The following is a 20,666-nucleotide window of genomic DNA, read 5'->3' on the forward strand; positions in this document are numbered from 1 at the left end:
ATGACCCCGTTCGTCGCGCCGGAAGAGCTGGCGCGGCGGGTCGGGCGGACCGAGCTGCTTCGGCTGGGCGCGAACGAGAGCGCCTTCGGGCCGTCGCCGCGGGCCATCGCGGCGATGCGCGACGCGGTTGCCCACACCTCGTGGTACGGCGACCCCGAGTCGCTCGAGTTGCGCGCGGCGCTCGCGCAGCGCCATCGCTGCACGACCGACGAGATCGTCGTCGCCAGCGGCATCGACGATCTGATGGGGCTGATCGTGCGCGCGTATTGCGCGCCGGGTGATGCCTGCGTCGCGACGCGCGGCACCTACCCGACGCTGTTCTACCATCTCAACGGCTACGGTGCGCGCGCCGAGTTCGCCGAGCCCGACGCCGACGGCGGCTTGCAGCCGGACGCGATCGTCGCCGCGGTGCAGCGCTCGAACGCGAAGCTGGTGTACGTCGCGAACCCCGACAACCCGTCGGGCTCGTTCGTCGACCGCGCGACGCTCGCGCAGCTGCGCGAAGCGCTCCCCGACGACGTGCTGCTGTTCCTCGACGAGGCGTACGCCGATTTCGTCGAGCGCGACGAGCTGCCGGCCGACGCGATCGATCCGCGCACGATTCGCACGCGGACGTTCTCGAAGGCATACGGCTTGGCCGGCGCACGCGTCGGCTACGCGCTCGCGTCCGTCGAGACGATCGCCGTCTTCCAGAAGCTGCGGCTGCATTTCGGCGTCAACCGCACCGGGCAGATCGGCGCGCTGGCGGCCCTCGCGGACGGGGCGTTCTTGCGCGGCGTCGTGGCCGAGGTCGAGCGCGGGCGTGCCGAGTACCACGCCCTGGCGGGCGACCTCGGGATTCGCTCGCTTCCCTCGCGGACGAACTTCGTGTGCCTGGAGATCGGGACGCGCGCGCAGGCCGAGGCGATGGTCGACACCTTGCTCGAGCTGGGCGTGTTCGTCCGCAAGCCGTGGGCGCCGCCGATCGACGGCTTCGTTCGCGTGACGGTGGGCACGCCTCCCGAGCGTACGGCCCTGGCGGAGCGTTTTGCCGAGGCGCTGGACCGCGTGCGGGAGAAGGCGGTGAGGTGAGGTACGCCGTCCTCTCGGACGTCCACTCGAACCTCGACGCACTCGACGCCGCCTTCGCCCAGATTCGCGAGGACGACGCGGTCCTCTGCCTGGGCGACATCGTCGGCTACGGGCCGGAACCGAACGAGTGCGTCGAGCGCATCCGCACGCGCGCGACCGCGACCGTGCTGGGCAATCACGACGTCGCCGCGATCGACGACTTCGGCCTGGCGTATTTCAACCCGGCCGCGCGCGAGGCGATGAAGTGGACGCAGGGCGTCCTCACGCCGGAGAACCGCGCTTGGCTCGACTCGCTCGGCTACGAGTTCCGCATGCCGGAGTTCTTGCTCGTCCACGGCGCGCCGTTGAACTACTTCGAGTACATCTTGGACAAGAAGGCCGCCGCGCGCGCGTTCGCGGCCACCGACGCGCCGCTGATCTTCGTCGGTCACACGCACATCGCCGAAGTCTACGGGCTGCTGCCCGACGGCAGCATCGAGCACCAGCACTTGCAGCAGGGCGGTGCGGTCGACCTGCGCGATGGCGTGCGCTACCTGGTCAACGTCGGCAGCGTCGGGCAGCCGCGCGACCTGAACCCGCGCGCCTCGTTCGCGTTCTACGACGCGGGTGCGCGCCGGGTGGAGATCGTGCGGGTCGAGTACCCGATCACGCGGGTGCAGGAGAAGATCGCGTCGGCGCACTTGCCCGAAGCGCTGGCCCGCCGGCTCGTCGTCGGCCGTTGACCCGGGCGCTCGCCGCGGCGGTGCTCGTGCTGTGCGGCGCGAGCCCGGCGCCGGCCGCGCCGGCGCGCCACGACTACGCGAACGCCGCCTTTACCGCGCCGTTGAGCGTCGGGCTGCGCGCGTTCTACACGCGCGACTTCGCGACCGCGCGGCGCGCGTTCGCCGCGGCGTCGGCCGTCATCCCCGACAACACGCTCGCGCTGGCGTTCGCCGACGCGACCGCGGCCCAGACCGGTGACCTCGACGCGCTGATCGCGGCGCAGGAGGACGCGCTGGTCGCACACCCGCGCGATCCGCTCGCGCACGTGCGGTTGGGCTTCTCCTACCTGTTTGCGATGCAGCGCGGCGAAGACCGTGCCGGCGACGCGCGCGAAGAGCTGGAAGCGGCGTTGCAGCTGGCGCCGGCGAGCTCCGCCGCGCACACGGGTCTGGGCATCCTGCGCGAGGGCGAGCGCAGCACGAACCGGGCCAAGAACGAATTCCTGACGGCGCTCGCGAGCGATCCCGACGACGTGCTCGCGCGCGAGTATCTGGCGCGCATCGAGCAAGTCGACCTGCGCGATCCGCAGCGCGCGCTGAGCGAGCTGGCCGATCTCCCCAACTTGGTTCCCGACTACGCCGACGCGTACTTCCACCTCGCCTCCGCATTGCACGCGCTCGGCCAGGACGACGCCGCCGCGACGTACGCCACGCGCGGGCTCGAGGCCGACGTCGGCCACGTGGGTGAGTCCGGCCAGCACGGCTACACCCTGCTGGCGCGCATCTATCTCGACCAGCACCGGCTGACCGATGCCCGGCGGGTGCTGCGTGCGTCGATCGCCGCCGGCGCGGACGCGGCCTACGCCGGCACGCTGCTGGCCAAGCTCGACCGCGGCGACTACGGCACGCCCCCGAAGCCATCGGCGTCCCCCGCGCCGAAGAAGACCTCGTGAGCGACACTTCCCCGATCGACGACGGCCGCTGCTTCGCCTGCGGCCCCTTCAACGCGGAGGGCATGCACCTGCGCTTCGCGCGCGAGGGTGAGGGCGCGGTGCGCGCCGAGATCGTGCTCCCGCCGCGCTTTCAGGGCTGGCGGGGGGTCGCGCACGGCGGTATCGTCATGACGCTGCTCGACGAGGCGATGGCCCACGCTTGCGGCGCGATCGGCTTGCGCAGCGTCACCGCCTCGATGCAGCTGCGCTTTCGCGAACCGGTCCCGCTCGGCGTCCCGATCGTGGTCCGCGGCCTGGTCAAGTGGCAGCGCCGCAACGTCATCGCACTGGAAGGCCGCGTCGAACGCCCCGACGGCACCGTCCTCGCGTCGGGCGAGGGCAGCTTCGTCTCTCGCGGCCCGCTCGGCAAAGAATCCTACGGCATCCCCGACGCAACGCCCGTATGACGACAGCGACAGCGACAACCCCCGCAGACCGAGCGCCGACCGCGACACCGTCGGCAGACCGAGCGCCGACCGCGACACCGTCGGCAGACCGAGCGCCGACAGCGACACCGTCGGCAGACCGAGCGCCGACAGCGACACCGTCGGCAGACCGAGCGCCGACCCACCGAGCCCATACCGCAACCTCGTTGCGAGGTCAACCCCGGGGGCCCCACGCAAAGCGTGGGGGGCGCGCAGCCCAGGGCGGAGCGCCTTCAAAATGAAAAAGCGGCAAGAGCGGACGGCGGCCAAAGCGGCGGCCGCGCCGGCTTCGCGGGAGACGTCGCTCGACAATCGGCGGGCGCGGTACGAGTACGAGAAGCTCGAGTCGCTCGAGGTGGGCATCGCGCTGACCGGAACCGAGATCAAATCGATCCGTCAGGGACAACTTTCAATCAACGAGGCCTACGCGCGGCTGCGCGACGGCGAGTTGTGGCTGCTCAATTTCACCATTCCTCCGTATAAGGAAGGTTCATACTTCAACCACGAGCCCAATCGGCCGCGCAAGCTGCTGCTCCACCGCGAGCAGATCGAGCGTCTCACCGGGCGCGCCGCCGAGAAGGGCTTGACGCTGATCCCGTGGCGACTCTACTTCAAGAACGGCCGGGTGAAGATCGAGCTTGCACTGGCAAAAGGCAAGAAGTTGTGGGATCGTCGGCGTGAGGAACAGGCGCGCGACGTACAGCGCGAGATTGCGCGCGCAACCGCTCGTTGACCGAGAGGGGCGCTCGCTCATCGCGTGGTACGATCCTGACGCGGTTGCCCGGTGAAACCGAGGCGGTTTTTCTATTCGGAGCCGAGGAAAGAGACGATGTTTCGACTGCTCAATACCCGCCGCGTCGGTTATGCTGTGGCCACGATCGCCTTTCTCGTCGGTTGCGGAACCGGCGGCCCCAACACGCCGCCGCCCGAAAATCGTACGCCGACGCCGCGCGGCTCGGTGACGCCGACCCCGACCCCGACGCCGTCGCTGCCCCCGGGTCAGACCCCGAGCCCGACGCCGACCGCAACGGCGTCGCTGCCCCCGGGCCAGACGCCGAGCCCGACGCCCACCGCGTCGCCGACCCCGACGGCCACGCCGGTGCCGACGCCGACCCCAACGCCGCCGCCGCCGGGCACGCTGCTGATCGAACCCAACCCGGTGACCTTCGCCGGCACGGGCGCGACCTACGAGCAGACCGTCACGATCACCGATCCCGCCTCGACGACCGGCATCACGTTCGGAAGCTGCATGAGCGGTGGAACGGCCATCGTGACGTTCGCGGCCGCGACCGGCGGAGGGACCAGCTGGAGCGACGTCGTGACCCCGCAGGCCGTCGGCACCTGCACCGCCAGCGTCCAGGACGCCGGCGCGGCCGATGTCGGCACCGTGACGGCCACCGTCAACTCCGGCTCGGTGGTCATCACCGGGCACAGCCGCCGATAATACCACGACCTTCGTAACGATTCTGTAAATGCCGAACGTACACGCGAGGCCCGCGACCGAAGCACATACGAAGGTCCTGGTAGCTCGCCACCCCGGCCCGGCTTTGTCGGGCCGGGCCTGCCCACTGTCCTCGGGAGAACACCGTCCGTGAAGAACACTCGGTACCTCGTGGTCGCGGCCATCGCGTTCCTCGCCGGGTGCGGCGGCGGAGGCGGCGGCGGGACCACGCCTGCGATCGCTACGCCGACCACGGCGCCGTCGAACGCTCCGACCAGCACGCCGACGGCGTGGAAGCAGACCGCCACGGTCAAGCTCAGCTGGAAGCTGCCCGCGACCCAGAGTTCCGTGAAGGCGCGCAAGCCGCAATACGTCTCCGCGTCGTCGGCGGAGGTGACGACGCAGGTTCTGAGCGTCAACAACGGCACGCCGCCGTCGTGGGTGACGCCCAACCCGTCGACGGTCGCGCTGACCGTGGGCAGCAACTGCAGCGTGAGCAGCAACATCGAGACCTGTGCCATCACCGTTCCGGCTCCGCCGGGCACCGTCGTCTACGGGTTCGAGGTCCTGGATGGTTCGAGCCCCGCCAAGGTGCTGAGCGAGACGCCCGCCGGCGGCGTGAGCGAGACCATCGTGCAAGGCCAGAGCAACGTACTCCCGCCGGTCAACCTCGAGGCCGTCGTCGCCAACGTCGAGATCGGCACGTTCTCGACCCTCGCCGCCGACACGCCGAGCTCGCAGGTCTCGTCCGTCACGGCGCTCGATGCCGACGGCAACTCGCTCACCACCGGCAACGCGGTCACGTTCTACAATCCGTTCACGATCAGCGACGGCGATGCGACCGGTGCGACCGAGTTGCTCGCCGGATCCGGCGGGTGCCCTCCGAACGTCGGAACCGTCACGCCGAGCACCTCGCTGACGTTCAGCGGCGACAGCGGGAGCGGGAACTCGTTCACGCTCTGCTACACCGGACTCGCGACGGGATCGGCGACGAACCAGATCGCTCTCGGCCTGACGCTGAACGGGACGGCCGCATCGTTCGACACGGCGAACGGCGGTGGTAACGGCATCATCGACACGACGATCAGCGACATCACCTCGTCGGGGACGACGTATTGCGACGCGAGCGTCAGCTGCTTGGCGACGGATCCGGACTACGACCAGTGGTCGCTGTTCTTCGACTCGACGACCGCCGGCTCGCAGCTGTTCAGCGTGTCGGAGCCCGGCTGGACCGACAATCCGTACGACGAGACGATCACGCTGACGCTGGACGAGAACGCGACCGATTCCGGTTATTGCGGCGGGGCCGGCTCCCCGGTCGTTACCGTCAACTCCGTCGGCTCCAACGGCTGGTCCGTGTCGCCGCAGAACACCGGTTACTGCGAAGCGACGCTCACCGAGAATCTCCCGTCCGGGTACGGCGGCGTCTTTCCGCCGCACTCCTCGAGCTCGGTGAGCCAAATCTGGTTCTCCGTCACGAACACGAGCTTCAGCGTCAACGCGAAGTCGCGGCACGGCGCGGCTGCGCGGAAGCACTGACATGTCGACGTCCCGTCCCCAGTCTGTGGAGGCAACCCGACCCATGATCAAGCGCGCCATCGTCGTGGTCTCGCTGTTGCTCCTCGCCGGATGCGGCGGCGGGGGAGGCGGGTCGAGCCCCGCACACGTCGTCGCGCCCACGACGCCGCCGACCACCGGCGCGCCGACGGCGACGATCCGGTTCGTGATCCCGCACGGCGTGAGCACGTCGTCCGCGGCGAAGGGGCCGAGCTACGTCTCGCCGAGCAGCGCCTCGATCAAGGTGACGATCACCTCGACGATCCCGTCGACGGTCCCCAACCCGCAGGTCACCAACCTGACGGTGGGCGCCGGTCAGCCGTGCACGGTCAGCGCCGGCGTCGAGAGCTGCACCGTCACGATCGCGGCCCCGACCGGCGCTACCACGTACACCTTCGACCTCTATGATGCGCCGAACGCGGGCGGCAACCACCTCGCCACCGGGACGCAGACGATCACCAACACCGTCGGCGTCACGACGCCGCCCACGACCGTGTCGCTCAGCGGCATCGTCACGCAGGTCGCCGTCAGCAACTCGGCTTCGCTGACGGTCGACGCGCCCGGCAGCACGCCGCTCTCGATCGTCCCCGAAGACGCCGACGGCAACGCGATCACCGGCAGCGCCACCTACGCCAACGGTTCGCTCGTCGTCACCGACAACGATACCAGCGGGACCACCGGTCTCACCTTGAGTGCGCCCGCGACCAGCGGCGTCGGCACCAGCTCCGTGACCGTCACCTCGGGCGCCAACGACGTCATCTACCTGAACTACAGCGGTGCGCCCTCGTCGGACCCGAGCTTCACCATCAGCTCGACGTTCAGCTCGACGCCCCCGGTGAGCGTGTCGAACGTGACCGCAACGCTGACGGCGTTCAGCCAGTCGCAGAGCGGGACGTACAGCGGTGGCTCGACGATCGGGTTCCCGGCCGCCGGCGGCTTCAGCGCGACGATGGACGTCGGCACGCCGACCTCGAGCGTGTCGGGGAGCATCACGACGGTGACGACGGCCGCGGCGCCGGGTGAAGGCGCACCGTCGGCCAAGCTGCGCAAGAACCCGGTGTCGGTGCGCCACACCGAGGGCGGCGGTTCGTTCGAGGTGCTCGCGTACTTCGAGATCACCCCCGCGAATGAGATCATCTTCGCCAGCCAGCCGCCGGCGTTCACGGTGACCATGCCGGCCAACGTCGTCACCTCGGGCGCGCAGTACTACCTCGCGTTCTACGACCCGGTGACCTCGGCGTGGAACGAGGCCTATGTCGGGCCCGTCTCGGCGTCGGGCGATACGGTGACGTTCACCCCGGCCGGCTCGGCGCCGTTCTTCTTCCCGGCGGCGCAGCGTTTCGACTTCGCGCTGCTGTACGTGCCCAGTGGAAACACCGGACCGACGCCGACGACGGCCCAACCGGTCAACATCACCGGCACGACCACCTGCGATTCGACCGCGGGTTGTGCGTCGGGCCAAGTCGACTATATGCAGCAGGCGCTGTTCTTCGATGCGCCCTCGCAGTCCGCGAACTTCGGCATCAGCGAGACCGGCGTCTCGAACTTCCTGGTCGTCCCGCTGCCGATCGGGAACCTCTCGCCGCAGTCCGATTGCGTCACGACCCCGGTCGCTACCGCATCGGCCACGGCCAGCGGCGAGCCGGCCACGGTCACCGCGACGTCGACGTCGCAGACCGGAATCTGCGAGGTCATCGTCATCGGTGACGAGCTGGCGGGCTCGACGTTCTGGTACAGCAACACGTCCGCCAGCATCGGGCTGACCGGGAAGAACCGGCACGAGTAGGGCACCGGACCCCGCGGCGCGCATCATTCCTCGATGCGCGGCGCACGCCCGGAACGCGCCCTCGATCCCCTCGTTCGCCGGGTTGCCGCATGGCAGCCCGGCGAACGCGTTCTGGTGGCGTGCTCCGGCGGACCGGACTCGGTCGCGCTGGCTTCGCTGCTCGACCGCCTCGGGCGCGAAGACGGGGTCGCGATCGTAGTGGGACACGTCAACCACGGCGTGCGCGCGAGCGCCGCGCAGGACGAGTGCGTCGTGCTGGCGGTCGGCGCGCGGCTGGGCCTCCCGGTCGCGATCGCGCGACCGCGGCCGGACGCAGCCGACGAGGCCGCGCTGCGCGGCGCGCGCTACGCGGCGCTGATCGCGCTCGCGCGGGCGCACGGCGCCGCCAGCGTGGCCACGGCGCACACTGCCGAAGACCAGACCGAGACGGTGCTGCTGGCGCTCTTTCGCGGCACCGGCCTCGCGGGGCTGGCCGGCATGCCGGCGCGCAGGCCGCTCGCGCCCGGCGTCGATCTGGTGCGGCCGGTGCTGCGCGCGACGCACGCCGAGCTGTGGACGGAGCTGCGCCGCAGCGGGTTGCCCTACGTCCTCGATCCGACCAACGCCGAGCTGCGCTACCGGCGCAACGCGCTGCGCGCGCAGCTCGAGGCGCTGCGCTCCGCGTTTCCACAGCTCGACCGCGCCGTCGCGCGCTGCGCGGCGATCGTGCGCGACGATCTCGAGGAGACGGATCGTGCGGCGCGGCGCCGGGCCGTGCGTGCGCGGCTGCGCGCGCGAGGCGCGTTGCGCGATGCGACCTTTGCCGACATCGACGCCGCGGCCGGGCGTGAGCCGCGCGAGCCGGGGGCGGCATCCTCGCGCAGCGAACCATCGGAGGATGCAGCAGACGCTCCCGACCGGCATCGAACGGGTCCTGATCACGCCTGACGACATCGCGGCGGCGATCCGGCGCATCGCCGCCGAAGTCGCGCGCGACTATGCTGGCGGCTCGCTGGTGCTGGTGGGCGTGCTCAAAGGCGCGGTCTTCGTGACCGCGGATCTGGCGCGCGCGATCGCCGACGTTCCCGACGGGCCGGTCGACGTCCAGCTCGACTTCATCGCCGTCTCCTCGTACGGGAACGCGCACCGTTCGAGCGGCGAGGTCCGGTTGGTCCAGGACACGACGCATGCGATCGAGGGTCGGCACGTCCTGATCGTCGAGGACATCGTCGACAACGGCCACACCCTGCACTACCTGCGCGCCATGCTGGGCAATCGCCAGCCGGCCTCGCTGCGGGCCGCCGTCCTGTTGGACAAACCGTATCGCCGGGCGGTCGACGTCCCGGTCGAATACGTGGGCCTGACCTGCCCCGACGAGTTCGTCGTAGGGTACGGATTGGACTATCAGGAACGGTATCGGACTCTGCCCTACATCGCAAAGCTCCGGCCGGAGGTCCTCCCGGCATGAGCGGGGCCACCATTCTCTCTCCCGACGTGTCGTACCGAGTAACGTTCTAAGGAACGAACGGTAAAAGGGTCTCGCAACGCATGGGCAAGCACCTCAAGAGCATCGTCCTGGTCCTCATCATCTTCGTCCTGGTGATTTTCATCGTGGACCGTTTGGTGCTGAACCCGCCGACCAGCCAACCGCTCTCCTACTCTCAATTCTTCGCGGACGTCCAGAGCCACCAGGTCAAGAAGGTCACGATCTCGGGCAAGGACATCAGCGGCGACCTGGCCTCGGGTGAGAAGTTCACCACCACCGCGCCGGACGATCAGGGTCTGCTGCCGGCGCTGCGGGCCGCCAAGGTCGACATCACGGTCGTGAACGCGCAGGCCACGCCGTTCCTGGGCTACATCATCAACTTCGTGCCGCTGCTGCTGATGGCGCTGCTGCTGGTGTTCATCGTGCGGCAGGCGCAGAGCGGGGGGAGTCAGGCGCTCTCGTTCGGGCGCTCGCGCGCCAAGCTGCTCAGCGAGAACCGGCCCAAGGTCACGTTCGCCGACGTGGCCGGCGTCGACGAGGCGAAAGAAGAGCTGGGCGAGGTCGTCGAGTTCCTCAAGTATCCGAAGAAGTTCCAGGCGCTGGGCGCGCGCATCCCCAAGGGCGTGTTGCTGCTGGGGCCGCCGGGCTCCGGCAAGACGCTGCTCGCGCGCGCCATCGCGGGCGAGGCGGGCGTGCCGTTCTTCTCGATCTCCGGCTCGGACTTCGTCGAGATGTTCGTCGGCGTCGGTGCCTCGCGCGTGCGCGATCTGTTCGAGCAGGCGAAGAAGTCGGCGCCGTGCATCATCTTCATCGACGAGATCGACGCGGTCGGCCGCCAGCGCGGCGCGGGCCTGGGCGGCGGTCACGACGAGCGCGAGCAGACCCTCAACCAGCTGCTGGTCGAGATGGACGGCTTCGATCAGAACACCGGCGTCATCCTGATCGCCGCGACGAACCGCCCCGACGTGCTCGACCCGGCGCTGCTGCGCCCCGGCCGCTTCGACCGCCAGATCGTCGTCGACCGCGCCGACGTGCGCGGCCGTCAGGCGATCCTCGCGGTGCACTCGAAGAACAAACCGCTCTCCAAGGAAGTCTCGCTCGAGACGCTGGCGCGGCGCACGCCCGGCTTCTCCGGCGCGGACCTCGAGAATCTCCTCAACGAAGCGGCGTTGCTGGCCGCGCGGCGCAACAAGTCGATCATCGAGATGAACGATTGCGACGAGGCGATCGACCGCGTGATGGTCGGTCCCGAGCGCAAGTCGGTCGTGATGTCGCAGCGCGAGAAGGAGAACACGGCCTTTCACGAGTCGGGCCACGCGATCGTCGGCGGCCTGACGCCCAACTCCGACCCGGTTCACAAGGTCACCATCATCCCGCGCGGCATGGCGCTGGGCATCACGTGGTCGCTGCCCGACGAAGACCGTCACTCGCAGACCAAGAACGAGATCCTGGCCGTCATCAAGAAAGCGCTGGCGGGCCGCATCGCGGAAGAGATCAAGTTCGGCGACGTGACCACCGGTGCGTCGAACGACTTCGAGAAGGCGACCGAGCTTGCGCGCCGGATGGTGACGCAGTACGGCATGTCCGACGCGCTCGGACCGATTCAGTACGGCAAGGGCAACCACCAGGTCTTCCTGGGCCGCGACTTCGGCGACGACCGCAACTACTCCGAGGAGATCGCCGGCAAGATCGACGCCGAGGTGCGCGGGATCATCGACCGCTGCTACCAGGACGCGCGCTCGATCTTGGAGACGAATTGGGACAAGGTCGAACGGATGGCGAACTCGCTGCTCGAGCACGAGACGGTCGAGACCGAAGAAGTGCTGGCGATCTTGGGCGACAAGCCGTGGCCGCCGACGCGGGTCGAGCCGCCGCCGCCCGTCGACGACATGCCGGTCGCGGCCTCGCAGCCGCCCGAGTCGGAGCCCCGCGGCGAACGGCCGCGGCGCATGCCGCCCTCGATCTCTCCGGAGCCGGCGTGACCCTCGCCGGATTCGCACCCAGGGCCGCGCTCGTCGCGGCCCTTCTCGTCTCCGGGCTTCCCGGCGCCGCCCGCGCCCAGGCCGCTCCGGCCGCGATGCCCACCGGCACGCTGCCCGGCGGCGTCAGCTACGAGCTGCGCCCCGATGCAACCCAGAGCGCGACCGCCATCGCGCTGTGGTACCGCGCTCCGGCCGGCGGCTTCGGCGAGCCGGCGATTCCCGGCTTCTCGGCGCTGGCGGCCGACACGGTCGCGGCGTCGGCCGGCCTGACCGGCACCTCGCTGGGCGAGCTGGTCGACGGCTTCGGCGGCGTGCTGAGCGTGGCGGTCTACCCCGACAGCGTCTCGGTGACGGCGGTCGTGCCGCCCGAGCGCGCCAGCGCGGTCGTGCGGGCCATGACGGGCGCCTACTTCGCCCCGGTGGTGACCGACGACGGCTTCCAGGTCGGGCTGCGTGAGACGGGTCAGGACGCGCTGGTGCGCTCGTTCGACCCCTCCGACGCGATCGAGAACGCCTTGGGCGCCTCGCTCTTCGCCACCGGGCCGCTCCACGACGGGACGATCCCGGCCGCGGGCGCCTTCAAGGGGATCGACGCGGCCCAGGTGCGCACCTTCGCCGAGCGCGCGTTCCGCCCGTCCAACGCGATCCTGGTCCTGACCGGAGCCGTCGACGCCGGCGTGCTCAGCGGCGTCGCCAACCGGCCCGAGGTCTCCACCGCCGGCAGCGAGCCACCGGCACCGCAGACGGCCCAACCCTCGCCGCGCCCGTCGGCCGCGCCGATCGTCGCCAACGCGACCGGCGTGGGCCTAGGCTGGGTTGGTCCGCCGATCGCCGACGAAGAGTCCGCGACCGCGCTCGACTTCCTGGCCGACGCGCTGTTCGCGCCCCACACGGGTCTGGTGACCCGGGCGGTGGCCGACCGCAAGGTCAGCGTCAGCGGCAAGTTCGTCACCTACCACAGCGCCGGCGTCTTTTTGGTCACCCTCTCCGGCGACGACGTTCCGGCCGCCGTGCCGATCGTCGAGCAGACGATCGCGCGCGCGGTGAAGCCGCTCGCGCCGGCCGCCTTCGCGGCCGCCAAGGCCGGCTTCGTCTACCGGCTGCTGGGCGACATGGAGACGCCCGGTGAGATCGCCGACACGTACGGCTGGTACGCGGTCGAAGGCGACGCCGCGTACGCACCGGCCGAAGGCGGGACGGCGGGACGCTACTTCGCGCTGGCGGACGCCCTCACGCCGCAGAGCGTGGCGCGCGTAGCGGCGCGCTATCTCGGCGGCGCGCCCGCCACCGTGACGCTGATCAAGGCGCAGACGAAAGCGAGTCCCACGTGATCCGTCCCTTCGCCGTGCTGGCCGCGGCGCTCGTCCTGGTCGCGCCGGTGACGGCGACGGCCGCGCTGCCCGCGCCGGGCGGCGCGACCGTCGTCGACCTGGGCGACGCGCGCGCCTACGTGGAGCCCGATGCGACGGTCGCGCTGACCGGGCTCGAGCTGTTCGTGCGCGCCGGCCTGGACCGCCAGGAGGACCGCCAGAACGGGCTCGCCGCGCTGGTCGCGCAGAGCGTGCTGCGCACGCCGGTCGACGGCGTGCCGTTGGCCGACGCGGTCGAGGCGCGCGGCGGCTCGGTGACCTTCGCCGTCGCCGCGCAGTACGCGCGCTTCTACCTCGAAGCGCGGCCGGAGCAGATCGGCCCGCTGGCCGACCTGGTCGCGCGCGCGCTGCACGCGCCCAGCTTCGATCCGGCGACGCTGGCCGCGGCGCGGCGCGAGCTCGGCGATCGCATCGCCGACGCGCAGAGCGATCCGCGGCTGGTCGGCTTGGACATGCTGCGCGGGTCCTACTATCGCGACGGCGCGGGTGCACCGGCGCTGGGCACGCCGCAGACCCTGCTCGCGCTGGGAACCGCCGACGCGGCGGCGTTTTACGCGCACTGGTACGTGCGCGGCGACGCGTTCGTGACGGCCGTCGGCCGCACCGGGCCGGCCGACGAGAGCGGCAGCCGCGCGCTGGTCGACGCGCTCGCGCCGGGCAACGCGCCGGACGGCGCGCTCGCGATCCGTCCGCTCACCGCGCAACCCAAACGACTGGTGACGCACCGCGACGACGTCTACTCACCCTACGTCGTGATCGGCTTCGAGGCGCCGGCGCTCGGCGACCGCGACTTTCCGGCGGCGCTGGTCATCCGCGCGATCCTCTCCGATCTGTTCAAGCAAGATCAGGCGACGGTGCGTCCGTTCGTCTTCCGCCCGATCGGCAGCATCTACGGCTACGACGCCGATCCCGCGCAGTTGGCGCTGTGGCTCAACGGCAGCGAGGTCGAGCCGCAGGTCGGCCTGGCCGCGCTCGACGCGCTGGTCAAGGCGGCCGCCGAGAAACCGCTCGAGGCGGCCGTGCTGGCGCGCTATCGCCAACGCGCGCGCGGCGAGTGGGCGCTCGAGTCGCTCTCGCTCGACGAGCGTGCGTGGTCGATCGGCAACGCGGTCGCGCACGGTTTGAACGCCGACGCGTCGGCGCAGGTCGGTGCCGCGATCGACGAGGTCACCGCCGCCGACGTCGAGCGCGTCGCCAAGAAATGGTTCCAGCGGTTCGACGTCGCACTCGTCCTACCGCGTGGCGACGGCGGCTGATCGGCCCCGCGCACCGGTGGTGCGCACGAACGGCGGGGCGGCGCGCACGGCGCTCGTCCACGACTATCTGAACCAGCGCGGCGGCGCGGAGCGCGTCTTCGCGCATTTCGCCGCGGCGTGGCCCGACGCGCCCGTCTATGCAGCGCTCTACGACGAAGCGGCGGTCGGCGATCTGGTGGCGCCGGAGCGGGTGCACACGTCGTTCTTGCAGCACTTTCCGCTGCGCGGGCGCGCGTTCCGGCTCTACGCGCCGTTCTACCCGCGCGCGTTCGAGGCGTTCGATCTGACCGGCTACGACACGATCGTCTCGTCGACGACCGCATGGGCGAAGGGCGTGCTGGTGCCGCCGGGCGCCGTGCACGTCTGCTACGTCAACACCGTCTCGCGCTTCGTCTTCGACGCGCAACGCTACGTCGGCGGCTTCGGGTTGGGCGCGCTGGCGGGACCGCTGGTGCGATCGCTGGCGGCCTGGGACGTGCGGGCGGCGCAGCGGCCGACGCGGCTGGTGGCCAACTCGCGCAACGTCGCCGAGCGGGTGCGGCGCTGGTACGGCCGCGAGGCCGACGTGCTGCCGTGCCCGGTCGACGTCGACCGCTTCACGCTGGGCGCGGGGCGCGGCGACTATTACGTCGTCGTCTCGCGCTTGCTGCCGTACAAGCGGATCGATCTCGCGATCGCCGCCTGCGCGCTGGCCGGCGTGCCGCTGCGCGTCCTCGGCGAGGGTCCCGACGCCGCGCGCCTGCGCCGGCTCGCGCGGGGCACGGCGACGACTTTCACCGGCGCCGTCGACGACGCGACCCGCAACGCGATCGTGGGCGACGCGATCGCGGCGCTGCTGCCCGGCGAAGAAGACTTCGGCTTGGTGCCGCTGGAAGCGGCCGCGGCCGGCCGCCCGACGATCGCGTACGCCGGCGGCGGCGCGCTCGAAACGATTCGTGCCGGCGAGACGGGCGCGTTCTTCGAGGCGGCCGAGCCGGCCGCGCTGGCGGCGGCGCTCCGCGCGTTCGAGCCCGGCCGCTACGCGCCGGCCGTGTTGCGCGCGCACGCCGAGACGTACGCGCCGGCACGCTTCGTCGCCCGTTTGCGCGCCATCGTCGCCGACACCCAGGCCCGGCGCGCGGGGTGAAGCCGCCGCGCGCGGTCGTCGTGGGCGCCTGCGTGTTCGCGCTGGTGTACGTGCTGCTCGACCTCAACAAGCTGTGGGCGCTGCGCTACGGCGCCGACACCGGCACGTTCTTGCAGTTCCTCAGCGGCGAGGCGCACGGGCTGGGCTCGTTCAACACCGCCGAGAACCGCGCCCACTTGCAGGTCCACGACTCGTGGGTGCTGCTGGCGCTGGTGCCGCTGGTCGCGCTGTTTCCCTACGCGCAGACGCTGTTGATCGTGCAGGTGCTGGCGGTCGCCGCCGCCGCGCTGCCGATCGCGGCCTTCGCGCGGCGCTGCGGCGCGAGCGCCGGCGCGGCGAGCGCGGTCGGAATCGCCTACCTGCTCTCGCCCTCGGCGCAGGGACTGGCGTACGGCAACTTCCTCGAGAACGTGTTCGTCCCGCTGTTCGCGGCCGGCGGCGTGCTGGCCGTCGCGCGGCGTTCGCTTCCGCTCAGCCTGCTGTGCGCGCAGCTGCTGCTGGGCCTCAAGGAAGATCAGGCGCTGTTCTTGGTGTGGTTCGGCGCGGCGTGCGCGCTGTGGTGGGACCGCCGCATCGGCCTCTCGATCGTCGCGCTGGCCGTCGTGAACGGGCTGGGCTTCGTCCTCGCCGAGCACCTGCACGGCGCGAGCCCGTCGATCCCGGGGTACGGCTTGCACGTCATCGGCCCGCTCGACAAGCTGGCGTTCTTCGCGGCCGTGCTCTTCCCGTTCGCGTTCATGCCGCTGCGGCTGGGCTGGCGGCTGCTGCTGGGGGCGCCGCTGGTGGCGGAGCTGCTCTTCAACGGCCCGTGGGCGTACACGATCACGCGCATCGGCACCCACTGGACCGCGTCGGTCGTGATCGCCTGCGCGCTCGCGACCGCCTACGTCGTCGGGCGCACGCCGCGCGCCGCGCCGTGGGTGCTGGGCTGCGCGATCGTCAGCGCGCTGACCATCAACGACACCGTCCTCAAGCCGGGCCGCTGGCCGTTCGTCGTCGACCGGCCGGCGTACGCGTCGGCGGCGGCGCTGCGCGGGACGCAGCGAACGGTTCACGTCGCGCGCACCGACGAAGGCGTGTACGCCGTCGCGGCGACGGATCCGCACCTGTGGCTCGACCGCTACGACCCCGGCGCGCGGGCGGCCTACTGCCCGGCGTACGACACCGACGCGCGCGCGTTCTTCGCCTCGGTCGGGATCGGCCGCTGGCCGTCCGGGACCACGCTCTGCGGCGGGGTTCCGGTCGCGCTCACGACGTTTGGTGGAACACGACGATCAGCACGACGTTGATCAGGTTGAAGACGCCGTGCGAGATCATCGACGCGCCGAGCAGGCCGGTGCGCGCGTAGACGTAGGCCAGCACGATCCCGCCGCCCCACAGGGGGACCAGTGCGCTGGGCGTGAAGTGCGCGGCGGCGAAACCCAGCCCGCACAGCGTCGCGGCCGGCCAGAACGGCAGGTAGCGGCGCAGCGCGTTGAGCAGCAGGCCGCGAAACGCCAGCTCCTCGACGAACGGCGCCAGCACGCAAGCCAGCAGCGCGAAGACGAAGATCAGCAGCGGATCGTGCGCGCCGGCCAGCGCGCCGACCACCATCTGCTCGGGTTGCACGTGCACGACGACGCTCTGCAGCGAGCCCAGCGCGAGCGTGACGGCGAACATCGCGATCCCGCCCGCGACGCCGGCCGACACCCCGCCGGCACCGAGCGCCCGCAGTCCGATCGCCGCCAGCGGCGCGCGCGCGGCCCACGGCAGCGCGGCCAGCAGGATCGGCACGATCGGAACGTAGGTGAGCAGCTGCAGGACGATGACGTTCCAATCCAGCTGCAGGTGCTTGGGGTTCGGCTGCACGCCGGTGATCGCGATCCACAGCAGCTGCAGCAAGCCCGCGACCAACAGGCCCAGAGCGACGTAGACGGCGCACGAGAGCGAGCGCCACCAGACGAATCCGTCAGGTGGCCAGCCGATCGGCGAGAGCTGCGAAGGTGCGGAGGTCGAGCGTTTCACCACGGACGTCAGGGGCGAGATCGAGCGATGCGATCGCGGCGCTGATCTGCTCGCGCGGCAGGTCCAGCGCGAGCGCCAGCGAGTTCGCGAGCGTCTTGCGGCGGTACGCGAACGCGCCGCGCACGACCTGTTCGAACCGCGCGCGGTCGGCGAGCGGAACCCGCGGCGCGGGCAGCCGGCGCAGCACGACGACGGTCGAGTCGACGCCGGGGCGCGGATAGAACGCGCTGGGCGGGACGGTCAGCGCGCGCTCGACGTCCATCGTCAGCGCGATCGCGACGGTCAAGCTGCCGTATTGCGCGGTGCCGGGTTTCGCCAGCAGCCGGTCGGCGACGTCCTTTTGGATCATCGCGACGATCAGCTCGGGCGCGTGCGCCAGCGCGGCCAGCTGGATGAGCAGCGGCGTGCCGACGTTGTAGGGGAGATTGCCCGCGACCCGCCAGGGCGCATCGCCGGCCCAGGTCGCGTAGTCGAACGTGAGCGCGTCGCCTTGGCGCAGGTCGACGCCGGCCAGATCCTCGCGCGCGCGCAGCACCGCGATCATGTCCGGGTCGACGTCGAACGCCGTCACTTCGGCGCCGAGCTTGGCCAGCGCGGCGGTCAGCGCGCCGGTGCCGGCACCGATCTCGAGGACGCGCTCACCCGGGGCGTCGACGGTCAGGCGCGCGATGCGCGCGCTCGTCCCCCCGTCCATCAGGAAGTGCTGGCCGAGCCGCTTCTTGGGTCGCAGGCCGCGCGCGTCGAGCAACGCGCGCGGCGTCGGTGGGCGCTCTATTTGTAGACGTACACGACGACGGGGCGTCGGCCGAACTCGTTCGCCTGCGAACGCGAGTTGAAGCCCAAGTCGATGCGGTTGCCGCGAATGGCACCGCCCGTGTCGCCGGCGATGGCCTTGCCGTAGCCGGGGATGAACAGCCGCGTGCCCAGCGGGATGACCGCCGGATCGACCGCCACGATGCCGTGGCCGGCCGCGAAACCCGCGGCCGTCGTGCCGCTGCAGCCGCCGCCGCAGTGGGCGGTGTAGGCGGTCGCGATCATCCGCAGCGCGGAGTTCGCGAGCTTCAAGGTGCCGACCAGCTCGCGGCGGGCCAGCTCGGAGAGGACCGTGTACTCGGCGATCCCTTCGGCGACGATACGGTCGTGCGCGGGCCGCAGCACGCGGGTCGCCAGCTGGGTGCGGCGCACGCCGCGGCGGTCGGCCGTCCGCACGACCCGGTAGGTGACCTCGACGCGGCCCGGCGCGCCGGGGTCGACGACCCGCGACTTGCCGGTCGGCAGATCGAGCGCGAAGCGCTTGACGACCGTGGCCGGAAGGGGCCGCTGTACGATCTCGGTCCAATGGTCGACGTGACGGACGACGATGGTCAGGTCGTTGGCCAGCGCGGTGCCGGCCGGCGGCGAGACGTCGTCGTGGCGGTCGTAGGGGACCTTGACCTTGAGCAGCAGGTCACCGACGGTTGCAGCCGCCGAGTGAAGATTTTGTACCGAACCGTCGATATTGAGACTGACGGGCACGGCCGTTCGGAAGACGACCGTCTCGCCGTCCACCAACGCGCTGTCGAGCGGAACGCTGACGACGTCGTCGGGGGCGGGGTTCACACCGCGTTCGGCCAGGAGTTCCCCGGCGGTGGCGGCGTGGGTTTCGATGGCTTCGGTGGTACCGTCGCGGACGAACGTGACGTGCTTGGCGGGGATCTGTTCGACGAACGCGGCGACCGTGTGGGCGACGCGGGCGGGAGCCGTTCCGGCACCCAAGGGGAGGAGCAGACCGAGCGAAAGCAGGCCCGTCGCGGTTAGCGGCGAGGGAAGATCTTTGGAGATCGTCCGACTCCTTTCTCGTGCGGGGGTGCGTCGGAGCGGACGCAGACCGAAGCGGTCCGTGTACGTGCCTACGCACTCGACGTCGTAGTTGGTGGTCGGCGAGAGGAAGCCCGACGGATCGGTGGCGTCCCTACTCAGGCACGACGCCGAGCTTTCCTGGCCTTCTGTGCAGGACGAGCTCGGACGAATGCCGCCGTGACCCGGTCGGGCCCCGGCGAACGCCGACAAGGTAGCACGAACCCCAGGACGGCGTCAAATACGACGGTCATAGGAAAGAGGGTCGTCCTTCCGTTACGCGCGTGCCCGCAAGCGTGCGCACGCCCAGCGCGATGATGCGCGCGCCGCGCGGCGAATGTGCACCCACGATGCACGTCGCGCTCTTCACCGAGTGCTATCATCCGATTCGCAACGGCGTCGTCGCGAGCGTCGATTCGCTGCGCGACGGCTTGCGCGAACACGGCGTCGACGTCACCACGATCGCGCCGAATTTTCCGCGCCGGCACGACGATCCCGACGACGTCGTACGCATCCCCTCGCTGCCGCTGCCGACGCCGACCGCGTACCGGTTGTGCGTGCCGTACTTGAACGCGGCCGACCGCGAGCGCTTGCGCGGCGTCGAGCTGGTGCACGCGCACTCCGCGTTCGTCACCGGCTGGATGGCGAACGTGTTCGCGCGCCGGCGCGGGTTGCCGCTCGTCTTCACCTATCACACGCGCTTGGACGCGTACGCGCACTACGCGCCGTTCGAACCGCACGCCACGCAGCGCGCGCTGGTCGAGCTGACGCGTCGCTACGCCAACGCCGCCGACGCGGTGGTGGTGCCGACGCGCGCGATCGAACGCGTGCTGCGCGCGAGCGGCGTGCGCGCGCCGGTGCACGTCGTGCCCAGCGGCATCGACGTCGCGCGTTTCGCCGCCGGGCGCCGCAGCGGCGAGGCGCGCGCCGTGCTGGGCGCGCGCGCGGACGAGCCGGTCGTGCTCAGCGTCGGCCGGCTGGGCGCCGAGAAGAACCTCGAGCTGGCGCTCGACGCGCTGGCCGCCGCGCCGGACCTGCGTTTGGCGCTGGTCGGCGAGGGGCCGCAGCGCGGCGCGCTGGCGGAGCGGGCGGCGCGGCTGGGGATCGCCGAGCGGGTGCGCTTCCTGGGCGCGCTGCCGCCGGCGGCGTTGCCCGACCTGTACGCGGCGGCCGACGCGTTCGTCTTCCCCTCGACGACCGACACGCAGGGACTGGTGCTGGCCGAGGCGCTGGCCGCCGGCCTCCCGATCGTCGCCGTCGACGGCGAGGTCGCGCGCGAGGTGCTGGCCGAGCACGGGCGGCTGGCGCCGGCCGACCCGGCCGCGCTGGCCCGGGCGCTCGAGGCGGCAATCGGCGCGGGCCGCGATCAGAGTGCCGTACATTTGGCATTCTCGCGATTTACGGTGGAGATGCAGACGCGGCGTGTCCTCGAGATCTACCGGGAGGTGCTCGCCGCGAGAGTCGCTTGACTCGAACATATGTTCGATATAGGATGAACGCACGAGCCATGACCCACAGCCCCACTCGCCACCGCTCCGCCGACGTCGCCGTCGGGTTCGCCGCCGACCACGGCGGCACGGGCGTCGTCTACGCCGCCCTCGCCACGGGGACGGGTCGCAGCGTCGTGAAGGTGCCGTTCGCCGCCCGCCCGCTC

19 protein-coding genes are annotated in these 20,666 nt (G+C 71.2%); 16 read left to right on the forward strand and 3 right to left on the reverse strand.

The genetic code is table 11. The annotated features are described in order from the left end of the window. The 15 genes from VMD91_03080 to VMD91_03150 all read left to right on the forward strand — a co-directional run bounded on the left by VMD91_03080 (position 1) and on the right by VMD91_03150 (position 16,461). Positions 1-1,071: an aminotransferase class I/II-fold pyridoxal phosphate-dependent enzyme gene (locus tag VMD91_03080; protein HTW83036.1), complete on the forward strand. Its 1,071-nt coding sequence runs from the start codon at positions 1-3 to the stop codon at positions 1,069-1,071. Beyond that, a complete protein-coding gene (locus tag VMD91_03085) occupies positions 1,068-1,793 on the forward strand; it encodes a metallophosphoesterase family protein (protein ID HTW83037.1) in 726 nt (241 codons plus the stop codon). Before VMD91_03080 ends, VMD91_03085 begins: the two co-directional genes overlap by 4 nt. Then, positions 1,790-2,725 (forward strand): hypothetical protein, encoded by a 936-nt coding sequence (locus VMD91_03090; protein HTW83038.1) that lies wholly within the window; start codon positions 1,790-1,792, stop codon positions 2,723-2,725. The genes VMD91_03085 and VMD91_03090 overlap by 4 nt, the downstream gene beginning before the upstream one ends. Further along, positions 2,722-3,171 carry a PaaI family thioesterase gene (locus VMD91_03095; GenBank protein ID HTW83039.1) on the forward strand — a complete coding sequence of 150 codons (450 nt, stop codon included), beginning with the start codon at positions 2,722-2,724 and terminating at the stop codon, positions 3,169-3,171. Before VMD91_03090 ends, VMD91_03095 begins: the two co-directional genes overlap by 4 nt. 256 nt (positions 3,172-3,427) lie before the next feature. After that, a complete protein-coding gene (gene smpB / locus VMD91_03100) occupies positions 3,428-3,922 on the forward strand; it encodes an SsrA-binding protein SmpB (protein ID HTW83040.1) in 495 nt (164 codons plus the stop codon). Positions 3,923-4,057: 135 nt separating this feature from the next. Further along, entirely contained in the window at positions 4,058-4,633 is a 576-nt protein-coding gene (locus VMD91_03105; protein ID HTW83041.1) for a hypothetical protein, read from the forward strand. Between the two features lie 147 nt (positions 4,634-4,780). Next, on the forward strand, positions 4,781-6,169 hold the full coding sequence (locus tag VMD91_03110; protein ID HTW83042.1) for a hypothetical protein: 1,389 nt from the start codon (positions 4,781-4,783) through the stop codon (positions 6,167-6,169). Between the two features lie 43 nt (positions 6,170-6,212). Next, positions 6,213-7,973: a hypothetical protein gene (locus VMD91_03115; protein ID HTW83043.1), complete on the forward strand. Its 1,761-nt coding sequence runs from the start codon at positions 6,213-6,215 to the stop codon at positions 7,971-7,973. A gap of 114 nt (positions 7,974-8,087) precedes the next feature. Further along, a complete protein-coding gene (gene tilS, locus VMD91_03120; GenBank protein HTW83044.1) occupies positions 8,088-8,900 on the forward strand; it encodes a tRNA lysidine(34) synthetase TilS in 813 nt (270 codons plus the stop codon). Further along, positions 8,851-9,420 (forward strand): hypoxanthine phosphoribosyltransferase, encoded by a 570-nt coding sequence (hpt, locus tag VMD91_03125; protein ID HTW83045.1) that lies wholly within the window; start codon positions 8,851-8,853, stop codon positions 9,418-9,420. Before tilS ends, hpt begins: the two co-directional genes overlap by 50 nt. An 80-nt stretch (positions 9,421-9,500) precedes the next feature. Next, positions 9,501-11,420, forward strand: coding sequence for an ATP-dependent zinc metalloprotease FtsH (gene ftsH / locus VMD91_03130; protein ID HTW83046.1), 1,920 nt, complete (start codon positions 9,501-9,503; stop codon positions 11,418-11,420). Then, the gene (locus VMD91_03135) at positions 11,417-12,751 is read left to right on the forward strand and encodes an insulinase family protein (GenBank protein HTW83047.1); all 1,335 of its coding nucleotides are present in this window, start codon (positions 11,417-11,419) and stop codon (positions 12,749-12,751) included. Before ftsH ends, VMD91_03135 begins: the two co-directional genes overlap by 4 nt. After that, positions 12,748-14,046: an insulinase family protein gene (locus VMD91_03140; GenBank protein HTW83048.1), complete on the forward strand. Its 1,299-nt coding sequence runs from the start codon at positions 12,748-12,750 to the stop codon at positions 14,044-14,046. Before VMD91_03135 ends, VMD91_03140 begins: the two co-directional genes overlap by 4 nt. A gap of 16 nt (positions 14,047-14,062) precedes the next feature. Next, positions 14,063-15,172 carry a glycosyltransferase gene (locus VMD91_03145; protein ID HTW83049.1) on the forward strand — a complete coding sequence of 370 codons (1,110 nt, stop codon included), beginning with the start codon at positions 14,063-14,065 and terminating at the stop codon, positions 15,170-15,172. Continuing rightward, a complete protein-coding gene (locus tag VMD91_03150) occupies positions 15,169-16,461 on the forward strand; it encodes a DUF2079 domain-containing protein (protein ID HTW83050.1) in 1,293 nt (430 codons plus the stop codon). The genes VMD91_03145 and VMD91_03150 overlap by 4 nt, the downstream gene beginning before the upstream one ends. Here the strand turns inward: VMD91_03150 and VMD91_03155 are convergent. From VMD91_03155 to VMD91_03165, 3 genes are read right to left on the reverse strand one after another with little or no spacing between them, the layout of a single operon-like run. After that, positions 16,421-17,176, reverse strand: a complete 756-nt coding sequence (locus VMD91_03155; protein HTW83051.1) for a CPBP family intramembrane glutamic endopeptidase — start codon at positions 17,174-17,176, stop codon at positions 16,421-16,423. The two genes, VMD91_03150 and VMD91_03155, sit on opposite strands and share 41 nt — an antisense overlap. Next, positions 17,121-17,924, reverse strand: a complete 804-nt coding sequence (gene rsmA, locus VMD91_03160) for a 16S rRNA (adenine(1518)-N(6)/adenine(1519)-N(6))-dimethyltransferase RsmA (GenBank protein HTW83052.1) — start codon at positions 17,922-17,924, stop codon at positions 17,121-17,123. The genes VMD91_03155 and rsmA overlap by 56 nt, the downstream gene beginning before the upstream one ends. A gap of 23 nt (positions 17,925-17,947) precedes the next feature. Then, positions 17,948-18,931 (reverse strand): ubiquitin-like domain-containing protein, encoded by a 984-nt coding sequence (locus tag VMD91_03165; protein HTW83053.1) that lies wholly within the window; start codon positions 18,929-18,931, stop codon positions 17,948-17,950. A 431-nt stretch (positions 18,932-19,362) separates the two neighbouring features. Between VMD91_03165 and VMD91_03170 the strand changes: the two genes are divergently transcribed. Then, positions 19,363-20,481, forward strand: a complete 1,119-nt coding sequence (locus tag VMD91_03170) for a glycosyltransferase (GenBank protein HTW83054.1) — start codon at positions 19,363-19,365, stop codon at positions 20,479-20,481. Positions 20,482-20,666: the final 185 nt, after the last annotated feature.

Origin of the sequence: Candidatus Sulfotelmatobacter sp., from assembly GCA_035504415.1 — a bacterium.
GTDB lineage: Bacteria > Vulcanimicrobiota > Vulcanimicrobiia > Vulcanimicrobiales > Vulcanimicrobiaceae > Vulcanimicrobium.